Source organism: Nocardia sp. NPDC005745 (genome assembly GCF_040630775.1).
GTDB lineage: Bacteria > Actinomycetota > Actinomycetes > Mycobacteriales > Mycobacteriaceae > Nocardia.
The window spans coordinates 60343-80784 of the sequence record NZ_JBEXYF010000037.1 but is presented as its reverse complement, the minus strand read 5'-3'; the positions used below and the strand labels follow the sequence as shown (position 1 = coordinate 80784).

The window sequence follows — 20442 nt, the reverse complement described above, 5'->3', positions numbered from 1 at the left end:
TCCGAGACCAGGCGTGCTGCTCGTCAGCGGTATTGAGCCCGCGGATCGAGTGGAGGAAACGCCTGGTGGGTCGGGCCGACAAACTTTCCGGCACTCGCACAGACGGGCGTGGGCCTGAATGGCTCGGCCCTGACGCCGATCGAATCCGGACGGTGGGGGTTCAGGAGCGGTCATGTGGGCCGCTGAGGTGGGGGAGAACCTCGTCGCGAAGGCCGGCCAGGAGCTCTTGCCGTTAGTACTGCAACGGCACTCGATTCGAGTAAGGTGCCTGCGTCGTTTTGGTGTTGGTGCAGCGGAGTTGGAGTCGCTGCACGCGCGGGTTGGTCGTCGTTTCACGAGGTCGGAGGCGCGGGGGGCCGGGCTCGGTAGTATGTGACCGGGCTGGTGGCAGGGCTCGAACGGAAGAACGGATGGACGCTGGCCGGGCGCGCCGGTGAGGTGGCCCGGACGGGATGCAGCGGCTGTTGCGGCGGGCGGACTGGGACATCGACGGGTCGGCGACGACATCCGCGGCTATGTCGCCGAGCGGCTCGGTGACCGGGATGCGGTGCTGATCGCCGATGACACCGGGTTCCTGAAGAAGGGTGTTCGTTCGGCCGGAGTGCAACGCCAGTACTCCGGAACGGCCGGTCGCACGGAGAACTGCCCGATCGGGGTCTTCCTCGCCTACGCCTTCCGCCACGGTCATGCCCTGGTCGATAGGGAGTCGTATCTGCCGGAATCGTGGACCGATGACCGCGACCGCTGCCGAGCCGCCGGCATCCCCGACGAGGTCGAGTTCGCGACCGAGCCGCGGCTGGTGATGACCATGCTGGAACGCGCCCTGGCCGCGAAGACGTCGTTTCGGTGGTTCACCGCTGACGAAGCCTACGGTCAGGTCGAATACCTGCGATTCTGGCTCGAACGACACGACATCGCCTACCTGCTCGCCACCCGCCGCAACGACACCCTGGTCACGACCGGCATGCGCCAGGCCCGCGCCGACGAACTCATCGCCACGCTGCCGGCCAGGGCATGGCAGCGGATCTCCGCCGGTGCCGGCGCGCACGGGCCTTGTCCACGGTGTGAATACCGAATCGGGTCATCCCCACGCCGGTGATCCAGAAAGTCATCTCATCGAGACAGTCATCTTGCGTTCTCGTCATCGATTTACTGCGCGGTCCACCGCGGCACCCGTTTCTCGACGAAAGCCTCGAGGCCCTCTCCGTAGTCGCTGGTGGACTCGAGTGATCGCAGTTCGGTCTCTGCATACGACCAGCGTTCAGCAGAGTCAAAGTCACGTCCGGCCACGATTGTCCGCCGGCTGGCGCGAACGGCGAGTGGCGCGTTGGCGCAGATGGTTTCGGCCAGATCGACGGCGTCATCGACGGCGGTTCCCGATGTCACCAGGCGGTTGACCAACCCGAGGCCGAACAATCGCTCCGCGGGGATCGGGGCGCCCGTCAGTGCGAATTCAAGTGCCACTTTCTCGCCGACGAGTCTGGGAAGCTCGGCCAGCGCTCCGCCGACGGCGAGCAGTGATCGCTTGACTTCAGGGAGTGCCATGTTGACGCCAGAGCGGGCGACGATGAGATCTGCTGCCAGGGCGAGTTCCATGCCACCTGCGATGGCATCGCCGTCGAGTGCCGCGATGACCGGTTTGCTTCGTGACCGACGTACGAATCCGCCGAAACCGCCACGTTCTGTGACGAGTCGTTGGAGGCCGTAGGCCGCGACCTCCTTTAGGTCGGCACCCGCGCAGAATACCGGTGGTGACGCTGCCAGGACGCCAATCCACAAGTCGTCGTCGCCCTCCAGCTGGTCGATCGCGCGTTCAAGGCCGACAACGACCTGACGGTTGATGGCGTTGCGTGCCTCAGGGCGATCAATCGTCACCAAGAGTGTACGGCCACGTGTCCTGGTTCGGATCACTGAACGGTTCGATTCATCCGACATACTTGCGTCCTATGGGGTGACGTGCGATCACGAGCTTCTGAACTTGTGGGCAAAATGACCAGTCGCGATCGTTGGATAGGGAAGCTGCTTAGATTCGGCCATAGACTGTCCACCTACTCAGCACACCGGGTTCAGTGTCGCTTCGGGTTTGAGACTGACTCTATGGTTCCGGCGGCCGGCCCTGCGGTGTGCTCAGACCATCCGTGCACCGCCATCGAGAGCGATGGTGGTCGCGTTGAGGTACGGATTCCGAACGATATGGAGTGCCAGGTCTGCAAACTCTTGGGGCCTACCCATCCTCCGGGGATGAAGGGGGATCTCGTTCATCGTCGCACGCGTCGCGTCGGAGAACCCCGCAGCCATTGCGGTGTCGAATGGTCCCGGCGCGATCGACGTCACGCGGATACCGAGCGCAGCAAGATCTTTGGCTATCGGCAGCATCATGCCGATCACCGCCGCCTTGCTGGACGCGTAGGCGGCTTGACCGCGTTGACCCTGCCATGCGGCACCCGACGAGACGTTGATGATGACTCCGCGCTCACCGTTCTCGTCGGGCACGTTGTGCTGCATTATGTCGGCTGTCCGGCGACACACGTCGAAGAGTCCAAAGACGTTGATTTCGAAGGCTCTACGAAACTTGTCGAGGTCATGCATGCCGCGCCGTCCAAGGATCGTAGCGGCGGGTGCGATGCCGGCCGCATTAATGGTCAGATGCACGGTTCCAAACCGCTTCACCGCACTCTCCACAGCCGATTGAACCGAATCTGGTTCGCTCACATCGACTTTGGTTGCCAATGCGCGGTCGCCGAGTTCAGCTGCGACCCCACTTGGATCGTCGCGGTCGGCGAGAACGACGGATGCGCCCGCGTCGAGGAGAGCGCGGGCGGCAGCCAGGCCCAGGCCCGATGCCGCCCCGGTGACGAAAGCCACTGTGCTGCCCGAAATATTCATCATGTCTCCCTAATGTATTGACACACAGTACGCGGCACCCTTTTGTATGACTAAAAGCATTCCCACTCGCCCTTTTCCTGTTCACAGAAGAGGGGGCAGCAGTTCGAACAAATAGCCAGCCAACTCGTGCGGCGCGAGTTCCTTAAGGGCCACCTCGAGCGCGCGACGTCCGACGAAATGTGTTGGAGTACACTGGGTTTGCGTAGCCAGAACGGATTGGTCGGCATGTCTCTACCCGTGGATCTCGGTGGCCAAGACGCCGATGCCGTCACGCGGGGAATCGTTGGAGACGCGGTCGAACTCGCCTGAACACCCGTCGCCGCCGCTGCTACCTTGACGCCCGATCCGTTCGCGGAATTCGACACGTGGAATGTTTCGCCACATGTTGCTCACGAGAGAGGAAGCTGAGGATGAATACCAGGGCCGGCCCGGACTAATTGTCCGAATAGACGACGGGACCTCGTGCGGTAGTGCGGACCGGCATGATCAGATCTTTGACGGATGCGTGGCCAGCGGCGTGACCTTGATCGTCAAGTGCGGGAACAAGGGTAGGCCAGAGAGCAATTCGTGTAGTTCGTCGGTGGAGTCAACGTCAAAAATTGAGTAGCTCGCGTATTCGCCGACTACGCGCCACAACTCAGGTAATTTACCGGCGCGCTGTAGCTGCTGACCATAGGCCTTTTCGCGCGCGACGAGGTCCTCCCGGGTCGTTGGGTCAAGATCATGCGGGATGACCGCATCCATTCGTACGTGAAACAACATGAATGGTCTACTTTCTGCGGAAGATCGGACGCGAACGGGATCAAGGGCAAGCCGTACGACGTTTGCACAATACTAACTGATAAGGCAACATTGGACAAGCACGCGCGTCGCACCTACGAGGGCGGATGGTCCGCGTCGCCCACCGCAAAGGAGTGAACTATGAGCACGTCAGCGGCTGCCGGCCCAACTGCTCCCCTGGCTGGGATTCGGGTAATCAGTTTGGCCGAGCAGTATCCGGGTCCCTTCGCCACCCTCCTGCTGGGGGACCTCGGCGCAGACGTGATTCAGATCGAGCGTCCCCATGGCGGTGATCCGTCGCGTGCGTTCCCAGGGCTCTACCAGGCGCTCAACCGTGGAAAGCGCTCTGTGGCGTTGGATCTCAAGGATTCCGACGCACTGTCGGCGTGCCGGGCGCTGGTCGCGACCGCAGACGTGATGCTGGAGGGCTTCCGGCCCGGCGTGCTGGGCCGCCTCGGCCTCGGCCACGACGATCTGGCCCAGCTGAACCCGGCGCTGGTGTACGTGTCGGTCTCCGGCTTCGGGCAGAGCGGTCCACTACGGGACCTCCCAGCCCACGATCTGACCTTCCAAGCGCTCGCTGGCCTGCTCGACGCCGATGAGCCGCGCATTCCACACCTGGCACTGGCCGACCTCTTCGCCGGCATGTTCACCGCGTTTGCCGCGGTGACCGGGGTGCTCTCCGCCCGCAACACCGGCCACGGCGGCTACTACGACGTGGCCATGTTCGACACGCTGCTCACCGTCGCGGCAACCCGGCTGGTGCCCCGAGTCAACGCCTTGCCCGCCGACACCTTGGGCCTGGACCCTGGCTACGGGTTTTTCGCCGCAGCAGACGGCACGTGGGTGTCGCTGAGTATCGCCTTCGAAGATCATTTCTGGGCGGCGTTGTGCAGTGCACTGGATATGCCCGATGCCCAAGCGCTGTCCGGACCTCAACGCGTCGAGCAGCGCGACGCCCTCCAGTCCGCCATCGCGCAGCGGATCGCTGCCATGCCCGCCGATCACTGGGACGTTGCCTTGGCCGGTTCGGGTGTGCCCTACGGTCGGCTCAACGGAGTCGACGACATCTTGGCCGACCCGCACGTCGGGCTGCGCGAAATGTTTCAGTCGATCCGCACCCGCGACGGTGAGCAGCAGACCTTCGTGCGCCAACCGCTGCTCGTCGACGGCATCGCGCACGGTCCGAGTCGAGGCGTACCCCAGCTCGGTGAGCACACCGCCGAACTCCTCGCCGAGGTTGGGATCGACCCAGCGGTGGTCAACCGTTTGGTCGCGCCGCTGAGCGAACCGAAGCCCAGCCAGATATATTGACTGGACAGTATTACCGCTTCAGCTCATCGGAGGACGGACGTGGCCAGGGAACGCGCAACCGACACCGGAACTTTGGTGTCCGCCGCGGCAAAGACGTTCCAGGAGAAGGGTTACCGCAGCTCCACCATCGATGATATTGCCTTGGCCGCGGGGATTTCGCGACCGACGGTCTACAAGTACACCCGCACCAAGCAGCACCTCCTGGATCTGATGGTCGACGAGATGACCAAGAAATTGGAACAGGAGCTGCGCAGCACCCAATCCTCGGCCGACGGCCCCGTCGACCGCCTCCGCAAGACGATCGTGGCCCACATTCAGGCCTCGTCGGCTAACCGGTCGTTCTACGCCATCGTCTTCAGCGAAGAAACCGAACTCTCCGACGCCGCCCGAAAGACGTTCCGCCGTTGGGCACGTCAACAAACCAAGGACTTCCGAGTGCTGCTGGACGAGTGCCTGGCGGCGCAACCGACGAAGGGTCGCGCCAGGGTCGACACCCGCATCGCGGCCAACCTCCTCGAGTCCATGCTCGCCACGCTGTATCGCTGGTATGACCCGGCGGGAAGCACCTCTCCCGAACGCCTGGCCGAACAGATCTGGATCCTCGTCGGCAACGTCTTCGAATAGATCGTCCGGGGGAGCCTGGTCAGGCCTTTCCTTCCCGGTGGGAACGCCTGGCCACACGACGCCGGAACATTCGAGGCACGCACGACGGGTTCGGCGCCGACGGATGCCGAACCGGATCGCGAATTCCGTCCAACCTCGCAGCAGCCGTCACAGGAGCACCGGCTACCCGCAGCGCGCGCCGACGACAGTGGACTCCATGGGTTTCGGATGTCAGCGACACCATCGAGCTGTTCGGCACCTGCGGGCAGTGCCGGGGTTGAGCTAGACACATGGCGATCAGGAGGCGTGGGTCGCGAAGGCCACGGCTGGAGCACTCCGGCGACGTGGCGCCGCCGGTGCGATCGGCCAGCGTCGTGCAGGGCGACGGCAACTTGGTGATTGCTGTGGAGGTAGCTCGGGATCCTGTTCTGTGTGGTGGGCTGCTGGGGTGCCTGTGGGGTCACCATGCCGCTTCGAGGAGGGAGAGGACGTCATCTCGGGTGACGGGGCGTCGGCTCGCCGCGACCGCGGAATCGCCCATGATGCGTTCGGCTAGTGCCGGCAGCGCGTCGCGGTGACCTCCGGCCGCGGAGATGGTGTCGGTCACTCCGAGACGGGTGACCAGAGCGCGGACGGCGGCGATGGCGTGGCGTGCGGCCTCAGCGTCGTCCAGTTCTCGGGTGTCGCGGCCCAGGGCCTCGGCGATGCGGCGGAGCTGGGGGCGGGTCAGCGCCTCGTTGAACTCCATGACGTGCGGCAGCATGATGGCCGATGTCACACCGTGGGTCATGTCGAACTCGGTGGCCAGCTGGTGCCCGATGCCGTGGGACAAGCCCGTCCCGACGTTGGTCGCGGCGAAGATCGACAACCAGCTCCCCAGCAGGCAATTGGTTCGGGCCTGGGCGTCAAGGGGGTTCTCGGTGCTGTGCACAAGATTGGTCGACAGCAGCCGAAGCGCCTCGCCGCCGAGGGCGTCGGCGATCGGCATGCTTCGGGCCGACAGGATGCCCTCGATGGCGTGATCGAGGGCCCGGATTCCCGAGGCCGCCCACAGCCACGCGGGTGTGCGGGCTGCCACGCCGGGGTCCAGGACGACCGCGACAGGTGTCAAACCCGGTGCGGTGTAGGCACATTTGGCGTGAGTGGCCTCGTCGGTGACGCCGGCCAGGCCGGTGTGTTCGCCGGCGGACAAGGTGGTCGGCACCGCAAGGTGCGGGACGAGCGGACCAGGGATCTCGGGAACCTCGTACACGTCGGGATAGGTGAAGCGCACCCGGTACTGCTCAAAGCCTGCGGGCTCGACGATCCCCGCCGCCAGGCACATGGCGACGGCCTTGGCGCAGTCGATGGGAGTGCCGCCGCCGATGCTGATCACGCTGTCGGCGCCGACGTCGCGCGCCATCGCAGCTGCCCGCAGGACGGCGGCGCGCGGCACGTGCTGCGGGGTGTCGGAGTGCACACCCACCAGCGAGTCGCCGAACTGCTCGCGCAGTGACTGTTCGACCTCGGTTCCGGCCAGGGACCCCGACATGATGGCCAGGGGCCGTCGTCCTCCGTGGGCGCGCAAGATGTCGGCGACGCTGCCGAATGCACCGTCGCCGTAGGTGACGGTGTCGACGTTGGGGATGGTGAAGGTACGGGCCATGTCTCAGCCTTCGGTGTGAGGATCGACGATGTCGATGACGACGTTGCCGCCGCCGGTGCCGGATTCGACGGCCTGGTGGCCTAGGGCGGTGTCGCGAGGGGGGAAGCGTTGACCGATGCGCGAAGTGAGGTTCCGGTTCTCTCGTACAGCACCGCCTGCATCGTTGCGCTTCCTCTTCCTGCACTCGGCGCCGATGTGAACACGTGGTCACCCCGTGGACACGTACACGAAGGCGACGTAGGCGCAACAGACGGCAATGTTAACTTACCAGTTAGCATTAGGCAATGGTGTCAGCCCGACCGCCGCCTCCGTCAGCGGTGCGATGGAGCATCGAGACGGTGGGGACGCCCCGCACCCGCAGCCCGCTACCTTTTTCGTGGGTACCGAGATCGGGCCCACGGTCGCCAGGCTCGGGCAAGTCGAGCGGTTCATGACTGGGACTCCTGCGGCGGAACGAACGGTTGACACTAAGGTCTTCGCGATGTTAATTTGCTCACAACTGGCTGCGAGCACACACAGCCATGTGCTGACTGGGCTCCGGCACCAAAAGCGCTGTTAGTCGGCCATGTCGAGCCCGGTGATTAGGTGGAGAAACGCCAGTGCATTGGCTCAGCAAACTTTCCAGCACTCGCGCCGGGAGGTCAGAGCTAGAGTGGCTCGGCCCTGACGCCGATCGAATCCGGAAGGCATGGGGACCTGGAGCGGTCATGTGGGCCGCCGAAGTGGGTGAGGACATCATCGCAACGGCGGGGCACGAGCTTCCGTTGCTAGGCGGAAGTGTGTCGGTCGCTGACGGTCTGTACCGCGCGACGACGTCGACCACCCTGCGCATGTTGGCCATAGTCTCCGGCTGCGCGGAGCCAAAAGCGTCCGTCGTGAGCGCCGAAGCCGAGGAGGCGACGCGAGACATGGCGCGTCGCGGCTTGAAGCTCGGCGAATACATCCGCGCGATACGTTTTGGTCATGCGGTTCTGACGTCAGCGTTCTTCGACGCTATCTCCGCAGCGGGTACGGCAGCCCAAGACGCCAGTGAACTTCGTCGAGTAACGCTATTGCTGTTTACTTTGATCGACGAATTCATTGACGCAATGACTGCCGTATTTATCGATGAGCAAAGCACCTGGGGGGCAAGTAAATCCGCAGCTCAATTAGAACTGGTCAAGAAAATCGTTGGGGGAACACTCACGGATCTCAACGAAGCTGAACGACTACTCAGCTACCCGCTGAACGGCTCACATCTGGCAATTATTGCCTGGAGTGTGTCGCCAGGGGAGCGCACCGCTCACCGTCTACGGGCGGCCATCGAACCGGTCCTGCGATGCTGGGGCACCCCGCAAGCGTCACTCGTGGTACCCGTGGGATCGAACACGCTGTGGGCCTGGGGCACATTCGCATCCGGTGAACACCGCAAGGCTGGGGCGGTACTGCCAGAATTCGACGAAGCCCACATCGTAGTGGGACAGATCGGCGCCGGAGTGGACGGATTTCGCCGGTCTCACCTCGAAGCCCGTGCCGTGGAGCGATTGGTCCGCCACGGCTCCGGGCGGCCACACGCGTCCATGGCTCATCAAGACGTCGATCTCGACGTGCTTCTGCTGTCGGATCGAGAGGCTGCCCGCCAGTTCGTCGCTCGGTACCTCGGTCCTCTCGGGGCAGACGACCCCCGCATGGCGGAGCTGCGAACAACACTTCGCCACTACCTCGACATGGACCGCAGTCTGGCGAAAGTGGCTGCGGCAGAACATATTGCGCGCAACACGGTCACTTACCGTGTGCAGCAGGCCGTCACCCTCTGCGCCCACACCGCTGATACCCCCACCGTCAAACTGCGCGCGGCACTTGCGGTGGCCGATTGGCTGCTCGAATCACCGACTGTAACCCGTTAGTAAAACTCTAACTACGTTTGCCCGTCACTTTTTCGGAAGCTGACCCGTTCTGAGGGCGTGGGCGCTGAAGATGGCCCCGGCGAACCCGGCGTCGCCACCGAAGGTCGCCTCGCCGAACCCGGCGGTGCGGCCGAAGGTCGCTTCACCGAACGTGGCGGTGCCGCTGAAGGTGACATTGTCGAACCGGGAGGTGCCGGAGAACGTGCAGCCCCGGAAGTCGACGTCTTCCAGATTGGCGGTACGGAAGTCGAAGTCGCTTGTTGACCACCTGACCCCGGCCGAATACGAAGCTGCCTACTACGCTCAACAACCACCACGCCGACCGGCGCTGGTCTGAAACCGAAGCCGGTCTCCTACCCGTGACGGTTCAGCTTGCCAGTGTCGTGACGCGAATCGTCCCGCCTCCAAGACGAAAATCTGCCCGACCTCAATTGATTCGGGACTCCGCCCCGTTACAAGCCTCCAGGACGAGCACTCAGAGCGTCAAGATCAAAGAGCTACCCACCTTGTACACATTTTCGGAAAAATGCACCCACACTGGGCACCGTTTCATACCTCAACAGCCGAAAAGGTGCCCACGCTGGGTGACTTTTGTCGGCTGCTGCGGATGACACCGCCACGCAGGCCTCAACGGCACCTGTGAGCCGCCGAAGCGGCAGGGGAGCGATACTGCCGATACAACCCTGTTCGGGTCAGGCTCTCCCACCATCGTCGCTGAGCCATCCACCAGCTCCCACCCGCCACCCCGGCCCGCAGGGCCATGGCCGCCGCAGATGCCTTCGCGGACAGCCGCCTGGAAAAACACCCCCGCTGCTTCCTGAACCCGGCGACGAAGCGCTTCGGTTGAGAGGACGTTCCGAGCTCCGGAAGAACCCCACTCCCGACCGATCGAACCGCCCACCCGTGCCAGCGCCTCCACTTTCGACCGACTAACTACGCAAATTTGCGGATCTGCGGTGTCCGGACCGACTCAGGGGACCTAAATGAACGCATCCTCTGCAAATTTGCAGAGGATGCATGACAAAATGTGTCCGGAGGGGGACTCGGACACCCGAATTGTCCCATTTCTGCACACTTTTCGTGTACATGCCGTCACCATACACGTTCTCCGTGTCCAGGCGGTTGTTGGATACCTGCCCATGGCAGGAATGTGCAGCTATGCGGATCGATGAAGTGCTTTGTGCTGCAACGCTGTTGGGCCGAGTGGGCAATCGCTGCATTGGTACGACCACCGCAGGAACCAAGAACCTGACCCGAAGTGCATATACACGACCGAATGCCGCTGCTGTAGCTAATTCTACAGCTGTTTGGAGTCGAATCATGCTGCCCTGACACCGTTTCAGCATTGCTACATTCCGGTACGTTGTCAATGGTTCAAGGTCATCCAGCCAAATTGCCTTTGACTAGTTCGCGAATGTTCAGCAATTCGATGAGACAAGTCCGAGGATGTTTCGTCCTGAACTGGCGAGGGTCCTCCGAAAAGCAGCGTGCCCGCAGACTGGTGTGCGGCTTCTCTGATTCGTTGCGCCTTCAGCGCGATGTGGGGGCCAACTTCCTTCGGGAAGCTGGTATAGCCGGTGCGGATGGCAAGGACCTGACACGCACGTTCGTGTTGCCCTCGTAGGCCGGCATCGCGGCGGGACGCGGGCGCAGTGAAGCCTCGGCGTGATGGGGACACTGGTTGACGAGAACGCGTCGAACCCAACCGTCGCCCGCCCGGGTCCGGCGGCACTGTGCGAGCGGACGTGCGCTGACGGTGAGCGACTCCGAGGTAGGCGAGGGTTCAGGCGAGCGGTCATCCCGACCGGTCGCCGTCGACCGCTGAACCCGGCTCAGGATGCCTTGCGGTGCTCGTCGTTCTCGTGCTGAGCGATCACGGCCAGCAGTTCGCGCACCCACGCCGGCCGCTGCTCGCCGGTTCCGGCCGTGGCGATGTCGCGTTCGATCAGTGAGCGGATGTAGGCCGACTGCGACATGCCGAGGTTCGCGGCGCGGCGCTTGCACGCCTGATCGAGGTCACGGGTCAGCTTCACCGATCGGGGGATGAGGACTGGTTCGGTGCCCGGGCCGGTCTCGATCGGCGGGGTGAGGGGTTCATCGGTGAACTCGAGGCGCTCGGTCATCGCCGCTACTTCGGCGGGGCTCATGTTCAAGAACGGATCAGTCATTGCGGGTGGCCTCCCACTTCTCGAAGTCCGCGGCCTGATCGGCGGTCAGGTATGCGGCGCTGTACACCTCGATGTCGCGACCGAGACGGCGGGCGAAGACCGACAACGGTGTGCCGTCGTCAGCGCGGCCCCAGATCACCAGGGACCTCAGCCCGGTTGCCGGGTCAGCGGCCGTCCGTAGCCAGACCGGCCGATTGCCCTTCATCCACGCATCCACGAAGTCGAAGACGTCGTCGGGATCGACGCCTGTTCGCGCCAGCACCTGGGCGAGTGCCCAGTACCACTCGATCGCCACACTGATAGACTACCCCAAGGACTACCCGTCAGGAAGGTCGGAGAACCGGCACGTCATCACAAACCAAAACACATGCACCGGGGTACGGATTTTGATTTTCGATCGGATTCGCCGGCGCTCCGCGGCCACGGGGCCGACATCGAGGACCGGGCTCGCGGCGGCTACCAGCGCGCCTCGCCGGAAGTGGTGCGGTCATCGGTCCTGGTGACAGCATCGGGCGGACGCCGGCGGCGTGGAGGCTCGGTTGCCATTGAGTGGATGGCCGCGGGACGCAACGCGGGGTGATCGCCGCGGCCGTCGCGCTGCTCATCCGCGGGCGGCGGGTGTGCGGGTGATGTCTTCGCCAACCGCGGTGGCGGTGCGTCGCGGGCGCCCGATGAACAGACAGATCACGGCCACGACCAGCGAGCATCCGATGAACCACCCGATGGCCATGGTGAACGACGACAGCGTGGGGGAGGTGGTTCCCGGGACGGTGGACAGCGACAGCATCACCGACACGATCGCCACCCCGACCGCCGAGAACGCCTGCCGGGCGGTGGACAGCACGCCGGTGGTGACGCTGGTGACTTCCTCTGGCACGGATTCGATGACGATCTTCGGGTAGCCGGTGTAGGCGAAGGCAGTGGCGACCGCGCCGACCATGACCACCGCGATCATGACGGGGAAGGACCGGTGTCCCAGCAGGATCATCACATTGGCGAGTGCGAACAGCGCCGCCCCGGCGAGGAACGCGGTCCGACCGCCCCATCGCCCGGCCACCAGTCCGGCTACGGGAGAGGCCGCGAATCCGACGATCGCGCCGAGCCCGGCAACCAGACCGGTAACCGTAGCCGACATGCCGAGCCCGACGGGCAGTGACGTCGGGGATTGCAGGATCATCGGGGTGACGATCTGCACGGCGCCTGCCGGGCCCAGTGCGAGCACCGACAGCGCGATCAGGTTGAGCGCCATCTGCCGGTCGGCCAGGACGCGCAGGTCGACCAGCGGGTCTCCCCGGCGCAGCTCCCAGAGGGCCCACCCTGCCAAAATCGTGAGGCCGGTGCCGATGAAAGAGAGGGCGCCAAGACTGGACCAGCCCCATCGCGGCCCCTGGGTCATGCCGTAGAGGAGCGCGGTCAGACCCGGAGTAGAGTAGCGCGGCGCCCAGGTAGTCGAAGCGGTGCAGCTGTCCGGAGGCCGGGGAAGGCGGTAGTCCGGCCGTCGCGACGGCCGACGCCACCACGGCCAGTACCGCGGCGAAGACGAAGATCATGTGCCAGTCGGTGATATCGAGCAGCACGCCCGCGATCAGCGAGCCGCCGGACCCGGCGAGCAACGCGGCGCCGCTGATGAATCCGACTGCGAGCGATACCTTGCCGGGCGGCAGGGCCTCGCGCGCGAGGCCGTAGCACAGCGGCAGGATCGCGCCCGCCACGCCCTGGATGCCACGGCCGGCGATAATCGCGGCCATCGAGTGCCCGGCGACGCTGACCAGCGACCCGGCGGCGGATAGCAGCATGACGGCGATGAGGACCTTCTTGCGGCCGTGCAGGTCGCCGAGGCGGCCGCCGACCAGGGCCGCGGTGGCCGCGACGAGCATGTAGGCGGTCACCGCCCAGCCGGTGGTGGAGGCAGGCGCGCCGAAGATCTGGCCGAACCGCGGCAGCGCGATGAAGAGCGAACCGGTTCTTCACCCGGCACCTGAGGTGAGGCCGGGCCGTCAGGCCGGCAGCAGACGATTGGAACTGTCGGCCCGACACCACTCGTCGAGGACAGGTCCCGACCCTCCTCGATGGCGGTTGTTGGCAGATGCACAAACGCCCCGACCGCGGCGGTACCGGCCATCGGTGGTGCCGACCGGTCGGGGCGGCGCTTCTCAGGATTGACGTCGTGAACGCACCGCCGGGTTGGTGTCCATATGTTCAACGGTCGGCGACCACCCTTCGGATACCGTCGGGACCCAAAAGGATGCACGTCTGCAAATTTGCGGAAGATGCATGACAAAAAGTGTCCGGAGGGCGTACCGCTCACGCTCTGTCTGCTGCTCGAAGGCCGGGTCCGATCGGGTCGATGAGGCGCACCGATTGTGCATCTGCACTTGCAGGCAGAGTTGTCAGGGAAGAAACCGCCCGGATGGATCTGTTCTCGGACCAGGACGTGACGCTCTTCTTCGACCGCGTGCAGGAACGAAGCCGGCCATTCGAAATCCCGCCCATTGCAGACCTCAGGTCTGAAAATAGGTGCGGCTGTAGACCGTCGAATAGTAGCGGAGTTGTTAGTGCCGATCATGTCGACACGACACGCACTTGCGGCGCAAACTGAGTGGAGCCAGGACAGGGCTATCGGCAATCCTTCCGCCAGCAGTGACACTGGACCGGAGCAAGCGAAGGCAAATCGGACGAACCTTCTCGGGTGACGGGCACGAGTCGAATCAGCATCCGCGTGCGCGCACGATCGCGTACCGCCGCAGACCCGGTGCCACTGTCGGCCGCGAAATCTATGAACCTGGTGAGGCTCGAGTTCGGAAGCCATCTTTCCCCATCGCACCCGCCGGTCGGAAGTCTGGTCGCGCATTGCCATGCAGGCATTTTGATACCGATGCTCTGACGACAGTCGGCGCCCGAACCCTACAGAGGGACGTGCGCTGGTGCTATCGGGCCGGTTCCCACAACAAGGAGGTCATCGATGACCAGTTTGGATATCGGACCCGGAGCGTTGTCCGAGCCCGGCGTGCAGGGCGGGCCGAGTTTCATTCTCAGCCGGGCTGAGTGGATCAAGATCCAGGTTTTCGTCAAGGACGCGCTCGTCCTTCCGACGACGCAGTCCGAGTTCCGGAACTCCTTGGGCCCGGGTGCGCCCAGTGACCTGTCCGACTTCACCAAGCTGATCAATGTGTACCGGCTGATCAATGATGACGGCAAGAATTGGCGTGACTCGATCTATCCCAAGACGATCAGCGTGGCCAGCAACATCCTTCAGTACGGCAGGGACAAGGTTCCGGTCTACTACCCGCCCATCAAGGACCTGGCGCAACGGCTGACGGACAATCCGAACGATCAGCAGGCGAAAAACGACTTGAAGTCGATTCTCAAGACGTTGCGGAGTGAGGCCGACAAGCAGGTGCAGTGGGCGCGCTTGGTCTCGAGCACGACTTTCCAGTTCGCGTATGACATCGAGACCGATAAATCTACGTTGGCGGGGACGGACGGCAATGGTGGCCTGGTCGCGTACTACGACAAGAAATACGGTCAAGCCAGCCAGGACGTCGCCGACGTCACGAAGGAGATCGCCGATGAGAAGACTGTCCTGAAGGCGGCGAACGACGAGTACAACCACGATGTGGTGGTGGCTTCGACAACGCCGGCCTACGGGTGGCTGGGATTGCCCGGGTTCATTGCCGGAGCGGTCGTGGCCGGTGAATACGGCGCTCGTGCTGTCGAGGCCTTGAAGCGAGTGAATGCCGCTAAGGCGCAGATCAACAAGTTGGAAGCCAAGTTGGCCGCCGACGCGAATCTGATGAATGCCGCGCGATCCGCGAAGCAGAGCTCCTCGATGATCACGCAGGACATCACAACAGTCCTTCCCGTGCTTCAGAAGGTCGAAGGTGTCTGGGGTGCGTTGTTCGACGACCTCGGGTACATCCTCGACTTGATCGACAACAACATCGCGCAGGCCCCCCCGATCATCATGGACCTGGGCGTCGACGCGGCCATCGCCAAGTGGGCCTCGGTGGCCGAGGAGGCCGACAACTTTCTCAGGAACGCTCACGTCAGCGAACAGCCCGACGGTTTCGAGCAGTGGACCGTTGAGGGATGGCGGCTGGCGACGCTCATCACGCCGAACCGCGTCCTCACAGGCGTGCTCCGGTGACTGTCACTGCATCCACCTGAAGGAGACTCTCCGATGACCGAGTTGAATATCGGCCCCCGGGAACTGGCAGAACCGGGCGAGCAAGGCGGGCCGGCGTTTACGCTGAGCCGGGCCGAGTGGGTCAGAATCCAGGCCTACGTTCAGGAGGCCCTCGTCCTGCCGACAACCGAGACCCAGTTCCGGAACAACTTGGGCTCGGGCGCGCCCAGCGACCTGTCGGACTTCACCAAGTTGATCGACGCCTACCAGGAGATCAACAAGCACGTCACGACCTGGCGCGAGACGATCTATCCCGCCACGATCAGCCTGGCCAGCGACATCAACGATTACGGTTCGAACAAAGCGCCCATCTATTACCCGCCCATCAAGGACCTGGCGCAGAGACTGACGGACAACCCGAACGACCAGCAGGCGAAAGACAAGCTCAAAGCGATTCTGGACGTGTTGAAGAAAGACGCCGACACGCGGGTACAGAAGGCGACCGCAGTCACCGCACAAATCCATCAGTTCGCGAAGGACACCGAGACGGACAAGACGACGATGGTGGGAACCGGCGCTGACGGTGGCCTCGTCGCCTACTACACCAACAAGTACGGTGAAGCCAGTAAGGACGTCGCCGAGATCACCAAGCAGATCGCCGACGCGAAGGCTGTGCTGAAGGCCGCGAACGACGAGTACAACCACGATGTCGTGGTGGCCGCGACAACGCCGACCTACGCGTGGCTGGGACTGCCCGGCTTCATCGCCGCGTCAGTCGTGGCCGGCGTCTACGGCAGTCGCGCCATCGAAGCCCTCCACAAGATCGACGCGGCCAAGGCGCTGATCAATTCGCTGGAATCCAAGTACGCCGCCTACGCGAACCTGATGCACGCCGTCGAATCCGCCAAGGACAGCTCCACGACGATCGGGCAGGACCTCACCGCGGTGCTCCCGGTGATCCAGAAGATCGAGGGCGTCTGGGGGGCCATCTCGAGCGATCTCGAGACGATCCGGACGATGATCGACAAGAACATCGAGCAGGTCCCCCCGATCATCATGGACCTGGGCGTCGACGCGGCCATCCGAAAGTGGGCCGCAGTGGCCAGTGAGGCCGACAGCTTCCGCATGAATGCCTACGTCACCGAACAGCAGCGCACCAGTTTGGACCAGTGGACAGTGGAGGCATGGCGGCTGGATACCCTCCTCACCCCCAACTGCGTCCTCGCGGGCGTGTAGGACCGCGCCATGAATATCGTTGCGGCGCAATCCTATGATTGGCGAACGCTCTACGGTGACATCGAACAGCAGGGCAACGTGCCCTGCTGTTCGGCCACCGTGATCGACGCCACCTCCGCGGTATTCCGGGCCATGTACCTCGACCTGGGCGAGGTACAGACCGCGTTGCGCAACTCGGGTTTCGGTCCTGTGCTGGTGACGCTGGTAGCCGACGTCGTGAACGTGCCCGCTGGGATCTCATGGCAACTGAAGCAAACTGTTCTGTGGATCCAGGCGCGGCGTATGCAAAGCGACGAGCTGTTCACGGTGACACTCGACTACCAAAACGACCACGGTGCCCGATTCGCGCTTTTCTGCGACGAGCTGGCAGGCAGCGTGCAGGGGCAGGCCGTAGTCACCTCTCAGCAGACCATCGCTCTACCCGCCATCGACGCACCACCGCCGTCCGGCGGCATGCTGATCAAGTATGCCGAGGGCAGTGGCCCGGTCCAAAGCCCTCTGGACCGGGCCCACGGGGTCGCGGCCCTGTCCGCCCCGGACTACTTCCAACAGGCACTGCGCACCGAGTTCCTGTTCGCCTCACTGCTTTACGACACCCATCCGGATCTGGCGCTGCGCCAGCTGACATGGCTGAAGAACTGGTCGGGTTACAACGTCGAGCTGCTGGGCGTGCTCCTGCGCAGTTCCTCGCTGCTGACGCTGCTGACCGCGCAGATGAACGCCGAAGCCGATGGCACTGTCTTCGTCCCGTACCTGAGTCGGCAGGTCTACACCGAGCTCGCGCAGGCCTTCGTCGCCGAAGCCAAACAGTACGAGGCCGACTACCAAGCCCTCAGCACCCAGACCGTCGTCACCGACAACTTCATCCAGCTCGCCAAGGCGCTACTGACGAACAAGACCTACGAGACGCAGTACACCACTCAGCTACTGGCCCAGGCGAAAAACAACTTCGACAACGCCAGCGCCGCGGTCGCCGCCGCACAGCAAAGGCTGACGACAGCACAGGACACTGCCGAGGAGATCCAGATCGACTTCGAGGAAATCGGCGTACCCGAATGGAAGAATCAACAGATCCTCGAGGCGATCATCGACCTCAGCACCGCGGTCATCACCTTCGGCGTCGGGATCGGCGCCATGTTCGTCGGTGACCCCGCCGCAGGCGCCGCCGCCGCGGGCAGCGCGATCGAGGGGGCGCAGGCGGTGGAAGCCGCCGCCCAGGCCGGCAGTGACATCGCGAACCTGGCCGCGAGCCTCAAAGACTGCATGGACCAGCTGAAAAAGATCGCGGAGGCACTGAAAAAGGTCTACGACCTGTCGAAGGAGATCGTCGACGCCGTCGAGGACTTCCGCAGCGCCGAGGAATACGCCGCCAAGCTACGGGACATGAACCTCGACACCGGCGGAGCGGACCTCACCGCGACCTACCAGTGGCGGATCTACCAGCAAAACACCGACGCCATGCTCGCCGACCCGGTCCAGAAAGGCATCCGCTACGCACGCGAACTCAAACTCGCCGTCGACGCCGTCGCCATCCACGGGCAGGAATTGGCCGCCGCCCAAGCGGCCGCGGTCGCGGCCGGCCAGCAGTACGCCGCGGTCAGCCTGCAAAAACAGTTGGCCGAACAGGAACAGCAGCAACTGCAGCAGTACCTGGACTCCCTGGTCCACGGCGAGGCTCCCCTGGCAGCGCTGATGCAGCAACTTTACCTGCGCTACCTCGACACCAAGAGCTCCCTGTTCACCGCTCTGCAGGGCTACCGCGCGTCCTACTTCTACTGGGCCCTCGCCCCATCAGTAGTGCGCCCGCGCATCCTCGACAACATCGGCGAACTCGATGCCGGACTGACGAACCTGACAAGCACCACCATGGACTCCGCGACGGCGCTGGAACACTTCTCACCGCCGCCGCAGATCCTCGCCGACAAGAGATACACCATCAACAGCACAAACGCCCCCGACGTCCTCGCTCAATTCAAGAAAACAGGGACCGCCCGCTTCGAGGTACCACTGGACACCGACGAGTTCGCCGGTTTCGGCCGAGTGCGGATCACCCGCGTCCGGATATGGGTGGACAAAGCTGCACCGCGAAACGGCAGCTCGATCAACCTGACCATCAGCAACCAAGGCAACTACCTCGATCGCTATCGAGGTAGAACCTATCAGTTCACTTCCAAGCCTTTAGCTCTCGACTTCGAGTACCGGGTCACCGCCAAGAAGAACGGACCACCCGACTGGAGCTTCGACGACGGCACCTACGGTTACGTCGAAGTCGACGGCGCCCTCGACCAGGAGGTGAGCTACGCCTACTTCGAACCGACACCCTTCGCCGGATGGAACATCACAGTCGACCCGTCGACGACCGACTTGTCGAACGCGACTTCGATCACCATGCAGTTCTCCGGCTCGATAATCCACGACGCATGACAGACCGCCGCCGAGCACGCCGGCGTCGATGCCGGTCTTGCCGCTGGCAGCAGTTCCGGGGCGCACGCGGCGGACACTATGCGCGCAGGCCCGCTCCGAACTCCGCGCCGACTGCGGCTTGCTGAGCTTCCTCCCGGCCCGCCGCCGCAAGAAGCCCGGGCCGGACACACGAGCAGATGCCCGCGGATTTCGAGACGCTGGCGCTGACCATGCCGGAGAAAGCGGCTGAAATCGTCTGACGCGGAGTCGAACACGGCAAGTCTCGGATCCTGGTCGGTCCCGACGCCTACCTGTGCGATGCCCTGGCGCGGGTGAGACCCACCCACTACTACCGTGTGGTCACGCTGTTGGAGCGCCGCTTGCGCGCCCGCGACGCGAAAGGGGCGCGGGCATGAGCGAACACTTCGACGTCCTGTTCGTCGGCGTCGGTCTCTCTGGAGGCGCGCGACACCCTCGGATCGCGTAGGTGCGGTGCGGGAAGGCCGCCCGCTGGTGGTGAGCACAGGCGCCTGTCACTACAGGCGGGCGAGAGGGTGGGGCTCGCCGGTGAGCGCGACCAGCACCTCGGCCACGGTGGCCAGTCGCCGAGGATCGTACCGATGGTGAATTTCGATACCGTCGACGCGTGCGTGTCCGCGCTTGAACAGGGTCGCAGCCGAGCGGCCGAATCGGTTTTGACGAACTCCTCTGTGGTGTGGCCGATCCAATCCATGTTCACCTGTAGTTCTTCAGCCCAGGGGAGTTCATCACGGAACCGGCGGACGAGGTACTGGTAGCGCGCAAGAGCGACCGGTGTGCCGTCGTGGTACCGCAACACCCGCTCGGTGACATTCCGGCCACCGCGGTTTCTCACATGATCGAGCAGGCGGCTCATCAGGGTGGGGGAGATGGGTTGCCACCGGATCGCCCCACCTCGTTCGTGAAGTCTTACAAGGCAGTCGTCGCGTTCGAGGTCCTCGATGTCCAGCGCGAGGACGGAGCTTCTCCGGCAGGCTGTTTCGATGTGTAGCCGGAGGATGAGTGCGTCGAGTTCGGGGTCATCGCCGGTGGTCGAGGCCACGCGGCCGAGGTCTGCGATCTGGTCGAGACTCAATGCACGGGCCTTGCCGGACGCCTGCGATGTCTTGCGAGCTTCGACGGCCGGGTTCGCATCCGGCTGGATCAGGCCGTCGGTCTCTGCGTTCTGGTAGAGGAAGCGTAGTGCGGAGATGAAGTTGGCTTCCGCCCCGTGACCGCCTCTACTGTTGGCTCGCCTGGCAGCTCGGCGTCGATGCTGGACCGAACCAGGCGCACCGGCCAGCCTCGACGCGCTCGACGCCGCGCTGACCGCCGCCGGGTACACCCGCACCGGCGAGTGGCGGCGCAAGACCACCA

15 protein-coding genes and 2 pseudogenes are annotated in these 20442 nt (G+C 64.0%); 7 read left to right on the top strand and 10 right to left on the bottom strand.

Annotation, left to right across the window (positions count from 1 at the left end):
- Positions 1-268: 268 nt before the first annotated feature.
- Positions 269-1054: pseudogene (locus tag ABZ420_RS29845) on the top strand (IS701 family transposase); the annotation flags it as partial.
- Positions 1055-1149: 95 nt separating this feature from the next.
- On the opposite strand, the gene ABZ420_RS29840 reads toward ABZ420_RS29845, so the two are convergent.
- The 3 genes from ABZ420_RS29840 to catC all read right to left on the bottom strand — a co-directional run bounded on the left by ABZ420_RS29840 (position 1150) and on the right by catC (position 3648).
- On the bottom strand, positions 1150-1875 hold the full coding sequence (locus tag ABZ420_RS29840) for an enoyl-CoA hydratase-related protein (RefSeq protein WP_357129596.1): 726 nt from the start codon (positions 1873-1875) through the stop codon (positions 1150-1152).
- Positions 1876-2127: 252 nt separating this feature from the next.
- Positions 2128-2889 carry an SDR family NAD(P)-dependent oxidoreductase gene (locus ABZ420_RS29835; protein WP_357129593.1) on the bottom strand — a complete coding sequence of 254 codons (762 nt, stop codon included), beginning with the start codon at positions 2887-2889 and terminating at the stop codon, positions 2128-2130.
- A 483-nt stretch (positions 2890-3372) separates the two neighbouring features.
- Positions 3373-3648 (bottom strand): muconolactone Delta-isomerase, encoded by a 276-nt coding sequence (gene catC, locus ABZ420_RS29830; RefSeq protein ID WP_357129590.1) that lies wholly within the window; start codon positions 3646-3648, stop codon positions 3373-3375.
- Positions 3649-3807: 159 nt separating this feature from the next.
- On the opposite strand from catC, the gene ABZ420_RS29825 reads away from it, so the two are divergent.
- Together ABZ420_RS29825 and ABZ420_RS29820 are read left to right on the top strand one after the other, a co-directional pair.
- A complete protein-coding gene (locus ABZ420_RS29825; protein WP_357129587.1) occupies positions 3808-4980 on the top strand; it encodes a CaiB/BaiF CoA-transferase family protein in 1173 nt (390 codons plus the stop codon).
- 75 nt (positions 4981-5055) lie between these two features.
- Positions 5056-5604 (top strand): TetR/AcrR family transcriptional regulator, encoded by a 549-nt coding sequence (locus ABZ420_RS29820; protein WP_357129618.1) that lies wholly within the window; start codon positions 5056-5058, stop codon positions 5602-5604.
- A 439-nt stretch (positions 5605-6043) separates the two neighbouring features.
- Here the strand turns inward: ABZ420_RS29820 and ABZ420_RS29815 are convergent, their stop codons facing one another.
- A complete protein-coding gene (locus ABZ420_RS29815) occupies positions 6044-7228 on the bottom strand; it encodes an iron-containing alcohol dehydrogenase (RefSeq protein WP_357129584.1) in 1185 nt (394 codons plus the stop codon).
- Between the two features lie 707 nt (positions 7229-7935).
- On the opposite strand from ABZ420_RS29815, the gene ABZ420_RS29810 reads away from it, so the two are divergent.
- Positions 7936-9114 carry a helix-turn-helix domain-containing protein gene (locus ABZ420_RS29810; RefSeq protein WP_357129581.1) on the top strand — a complete coding sequence of 393 codons (1179 nt, stop codon included), beginning with the start codon at positions 7936-7938 and terminating at the stop codon, positions 9112-9114.
- 24 nt (positions 9115-9138) lie between these two features.
- On the opposite strand, the gene ABZ420_RS29805 is transcribed toward ABZ420_RS29810, so the two are convergent.
- The 5 genes and pseudogenes from ABZ420_RS29805 to ABZ420_RS29785 form a co-directional block, all read right to left on the bottom strand.
- Positions 9139-9345: a pentapeptide repeat-containing protein gene (locus ABZ420_RS29805; protein ID WP_357129615.1), complete on the bottom strand. Its 207-nt coding sequence runs from the start codon at positions 9343-9345 to the stop codon at positions 9139-9141.
- Positions 9346-10946: 1601 nt separating this feature from the next.
- Positions 10947-11282 (bottom strand): hypothetical protein, encoded by a 336-nt coding sequence (locus ABZ420_RS29800; protein ID WP_357129578.1) that lies wholly within the window; start codon positions 11280-11282, stop codon positions 10947-10949.
- The gene (locus ABZ420_RS29795; protein ID WP_223515517.1) at positions 11275-11577 is read right to left on the bottom strand and encodes a hypothetical protein; all 303 of its coding nucleotides are present in this window, start codon (positions 11575-11577) and stop codon (positions 11275-11277) included. The genes ABZ420_RS29800 and ABZ420_RS29795 overlap by 8 nt, the downstream gene beginning before the upstream one ends.
- 306 nt (positions 11578-11883) lie before the next feature.
- Positions 11884-12678, bottom strand: coding sequence for an MFS transporter (locus ABZ420_RS29790; RefSeq protein ID WP_357129575.1), 795 nt, complete (start codon positions 12676-12678; stop codon positions 11884-11886).
- Between the two features lie 112 nt (positions 12679-12790).
- Positions 12791-13207: pseudogene (locus ABZ420_RS29785) on the bottom strand (MFS transporter); the annotation flags it as partial.
- A gap of 1037 nt (positions 13208-14244) precedes the next feature.
- Here ABZ420_RS29785 and ABZ420_RS29780 point away from each other — a divergent pair.
- From ABZ420_RS29780 to ABZ420_RS29770, 3 genes are read left to right on the top strand one after another with little or no spacing between them, the layout of a single operon-like run.
- Positions 14245-15429, top strand: coding sequence for an alpha-xenorhabdolysin family binary toxin subunit A (locus ABZ420_RS29780; RefSeq protein ID WP_357129572.1), 1185 nt, complete (start codon positions 14245-14247; stop codon positions 15427-15429).
- Positions 15430-15462: 33 nt separating this feature from the next.
- Positions 15463-16644 carry an alpha-xenorhabdolysin family binary toxin subunit A gene (locus ABZ420_RS29775; RefSeq protein ID WP_357129569.1) on the top strand — a complete coding sequence of 394 codons (1182 nt, stop codon included), beginning with the start codon at positions 15463-15465 and terminating at the stop codon, positions 16642-16644.
- A gap of 9 nt (positions 16645-16653) precedes the next feature.
- Complete coding sequence (locus tag ABZ420_RS29770) at positions 16654-19068, top strand: hypothetical protein (RefSeq protein WP_357129566.1); 2415 nt, start codon at positions 16654-16656, stop codon at positions 19066-19068.
- A gap of 328 nt (positions 19069-19396) precedes the next feature.
- Here the strand turns inward: ABZ420_RS29770 and ABZ420_RS29765 are convergent, their stop codons facing one another.
- Positions 19397-20410 (bottom strand): hypothetical protein, encoded by a 1014-nt coding sequence (locus tag ABZ420_RS29765; RefSeq protein WP_357129563.1) that lies wholly within the window; start codon positions 20408-20410, stop codon positions 19397-19399.
- Between the last annotated feature and the right edge of the window lie 32 nt (positions 20411-20442).

Excerpts from the sequence above, each read along its gene's own strand:
- ABZ420_RS29835 (WP_357129593.1), bottom strand. The coding sequence starts at position 2,889 with ATGATGAATATTTCGGGCAGCACAGTGGCTTTCGTCACCGGGGCGGCA.
- ABZ420_RS29775 (WP_357129569.1), top strand. The coding sequence starts at position 15,463 with ATGACCGAGTTGAATATCGGCCCCCGGGAACTGGCAGAACCGGGCGAG.
- ABZ420_RS29800 (WP_357129578.1), bottom strand. The coding sequence starts at position 11,282 with ATGACTGATCCGTTCTTGAACATGAGCCCCGCCGAAGTAGCGGCGATG.
- catC (WP_357129590.1), bottom strand. The coding sequence starts at position 3,648 with ATGTTGTTTCACGTACGAATGGATGCGGTCATCCCGCATGATCTTGAC.
- ABZ420_RS29815 (WP_357129584.1), bottom strand. The coding sequence starts at position 7,228 with ATGGCCCGTACCTTCACCATCCCCAACGTCGACACCGTCACCTACGGC.
- ABZ420_RS29825 (WP_357129587.1), top strand. The coding sequence starts at position 3,808 with ATGAGCACGTCAGCGGCTGCCGGCCCAACTGCTCCCCTGGCTGGGATT.
- ABZ420_RS29810 (WP_357129581.1), top strand. The coding sequence starts at position 7,936 with ATGTGGGCCGCCGAAGTGGGTGAGGACATCATCGCAACGGCGGGGCAC.
- ABZ420_RS29790 (WP_357129575.1), bottom strand. The coding sequence starts at position 12,678 with ATGACCCAGGGGCCGCGATGGGGCTGGTCCAGTCTTGGCGCCCTCTCT.
- ABZ420_RS29780 (WP_357129572.1), top strand. The coding sequence starts at position 14,245 with ATGACCAGTTTGGATATCGGACCCGGAGCGTTGTCCGAGCCCGGCGTG.
- ABZ420_RS29770 (WP_357129566.1), top strand. The coding sequence starts at position 16,654 with ATGAATATCGTTGCGGCGCAATCCTATGATTGGCGAACGCTCTACGGT.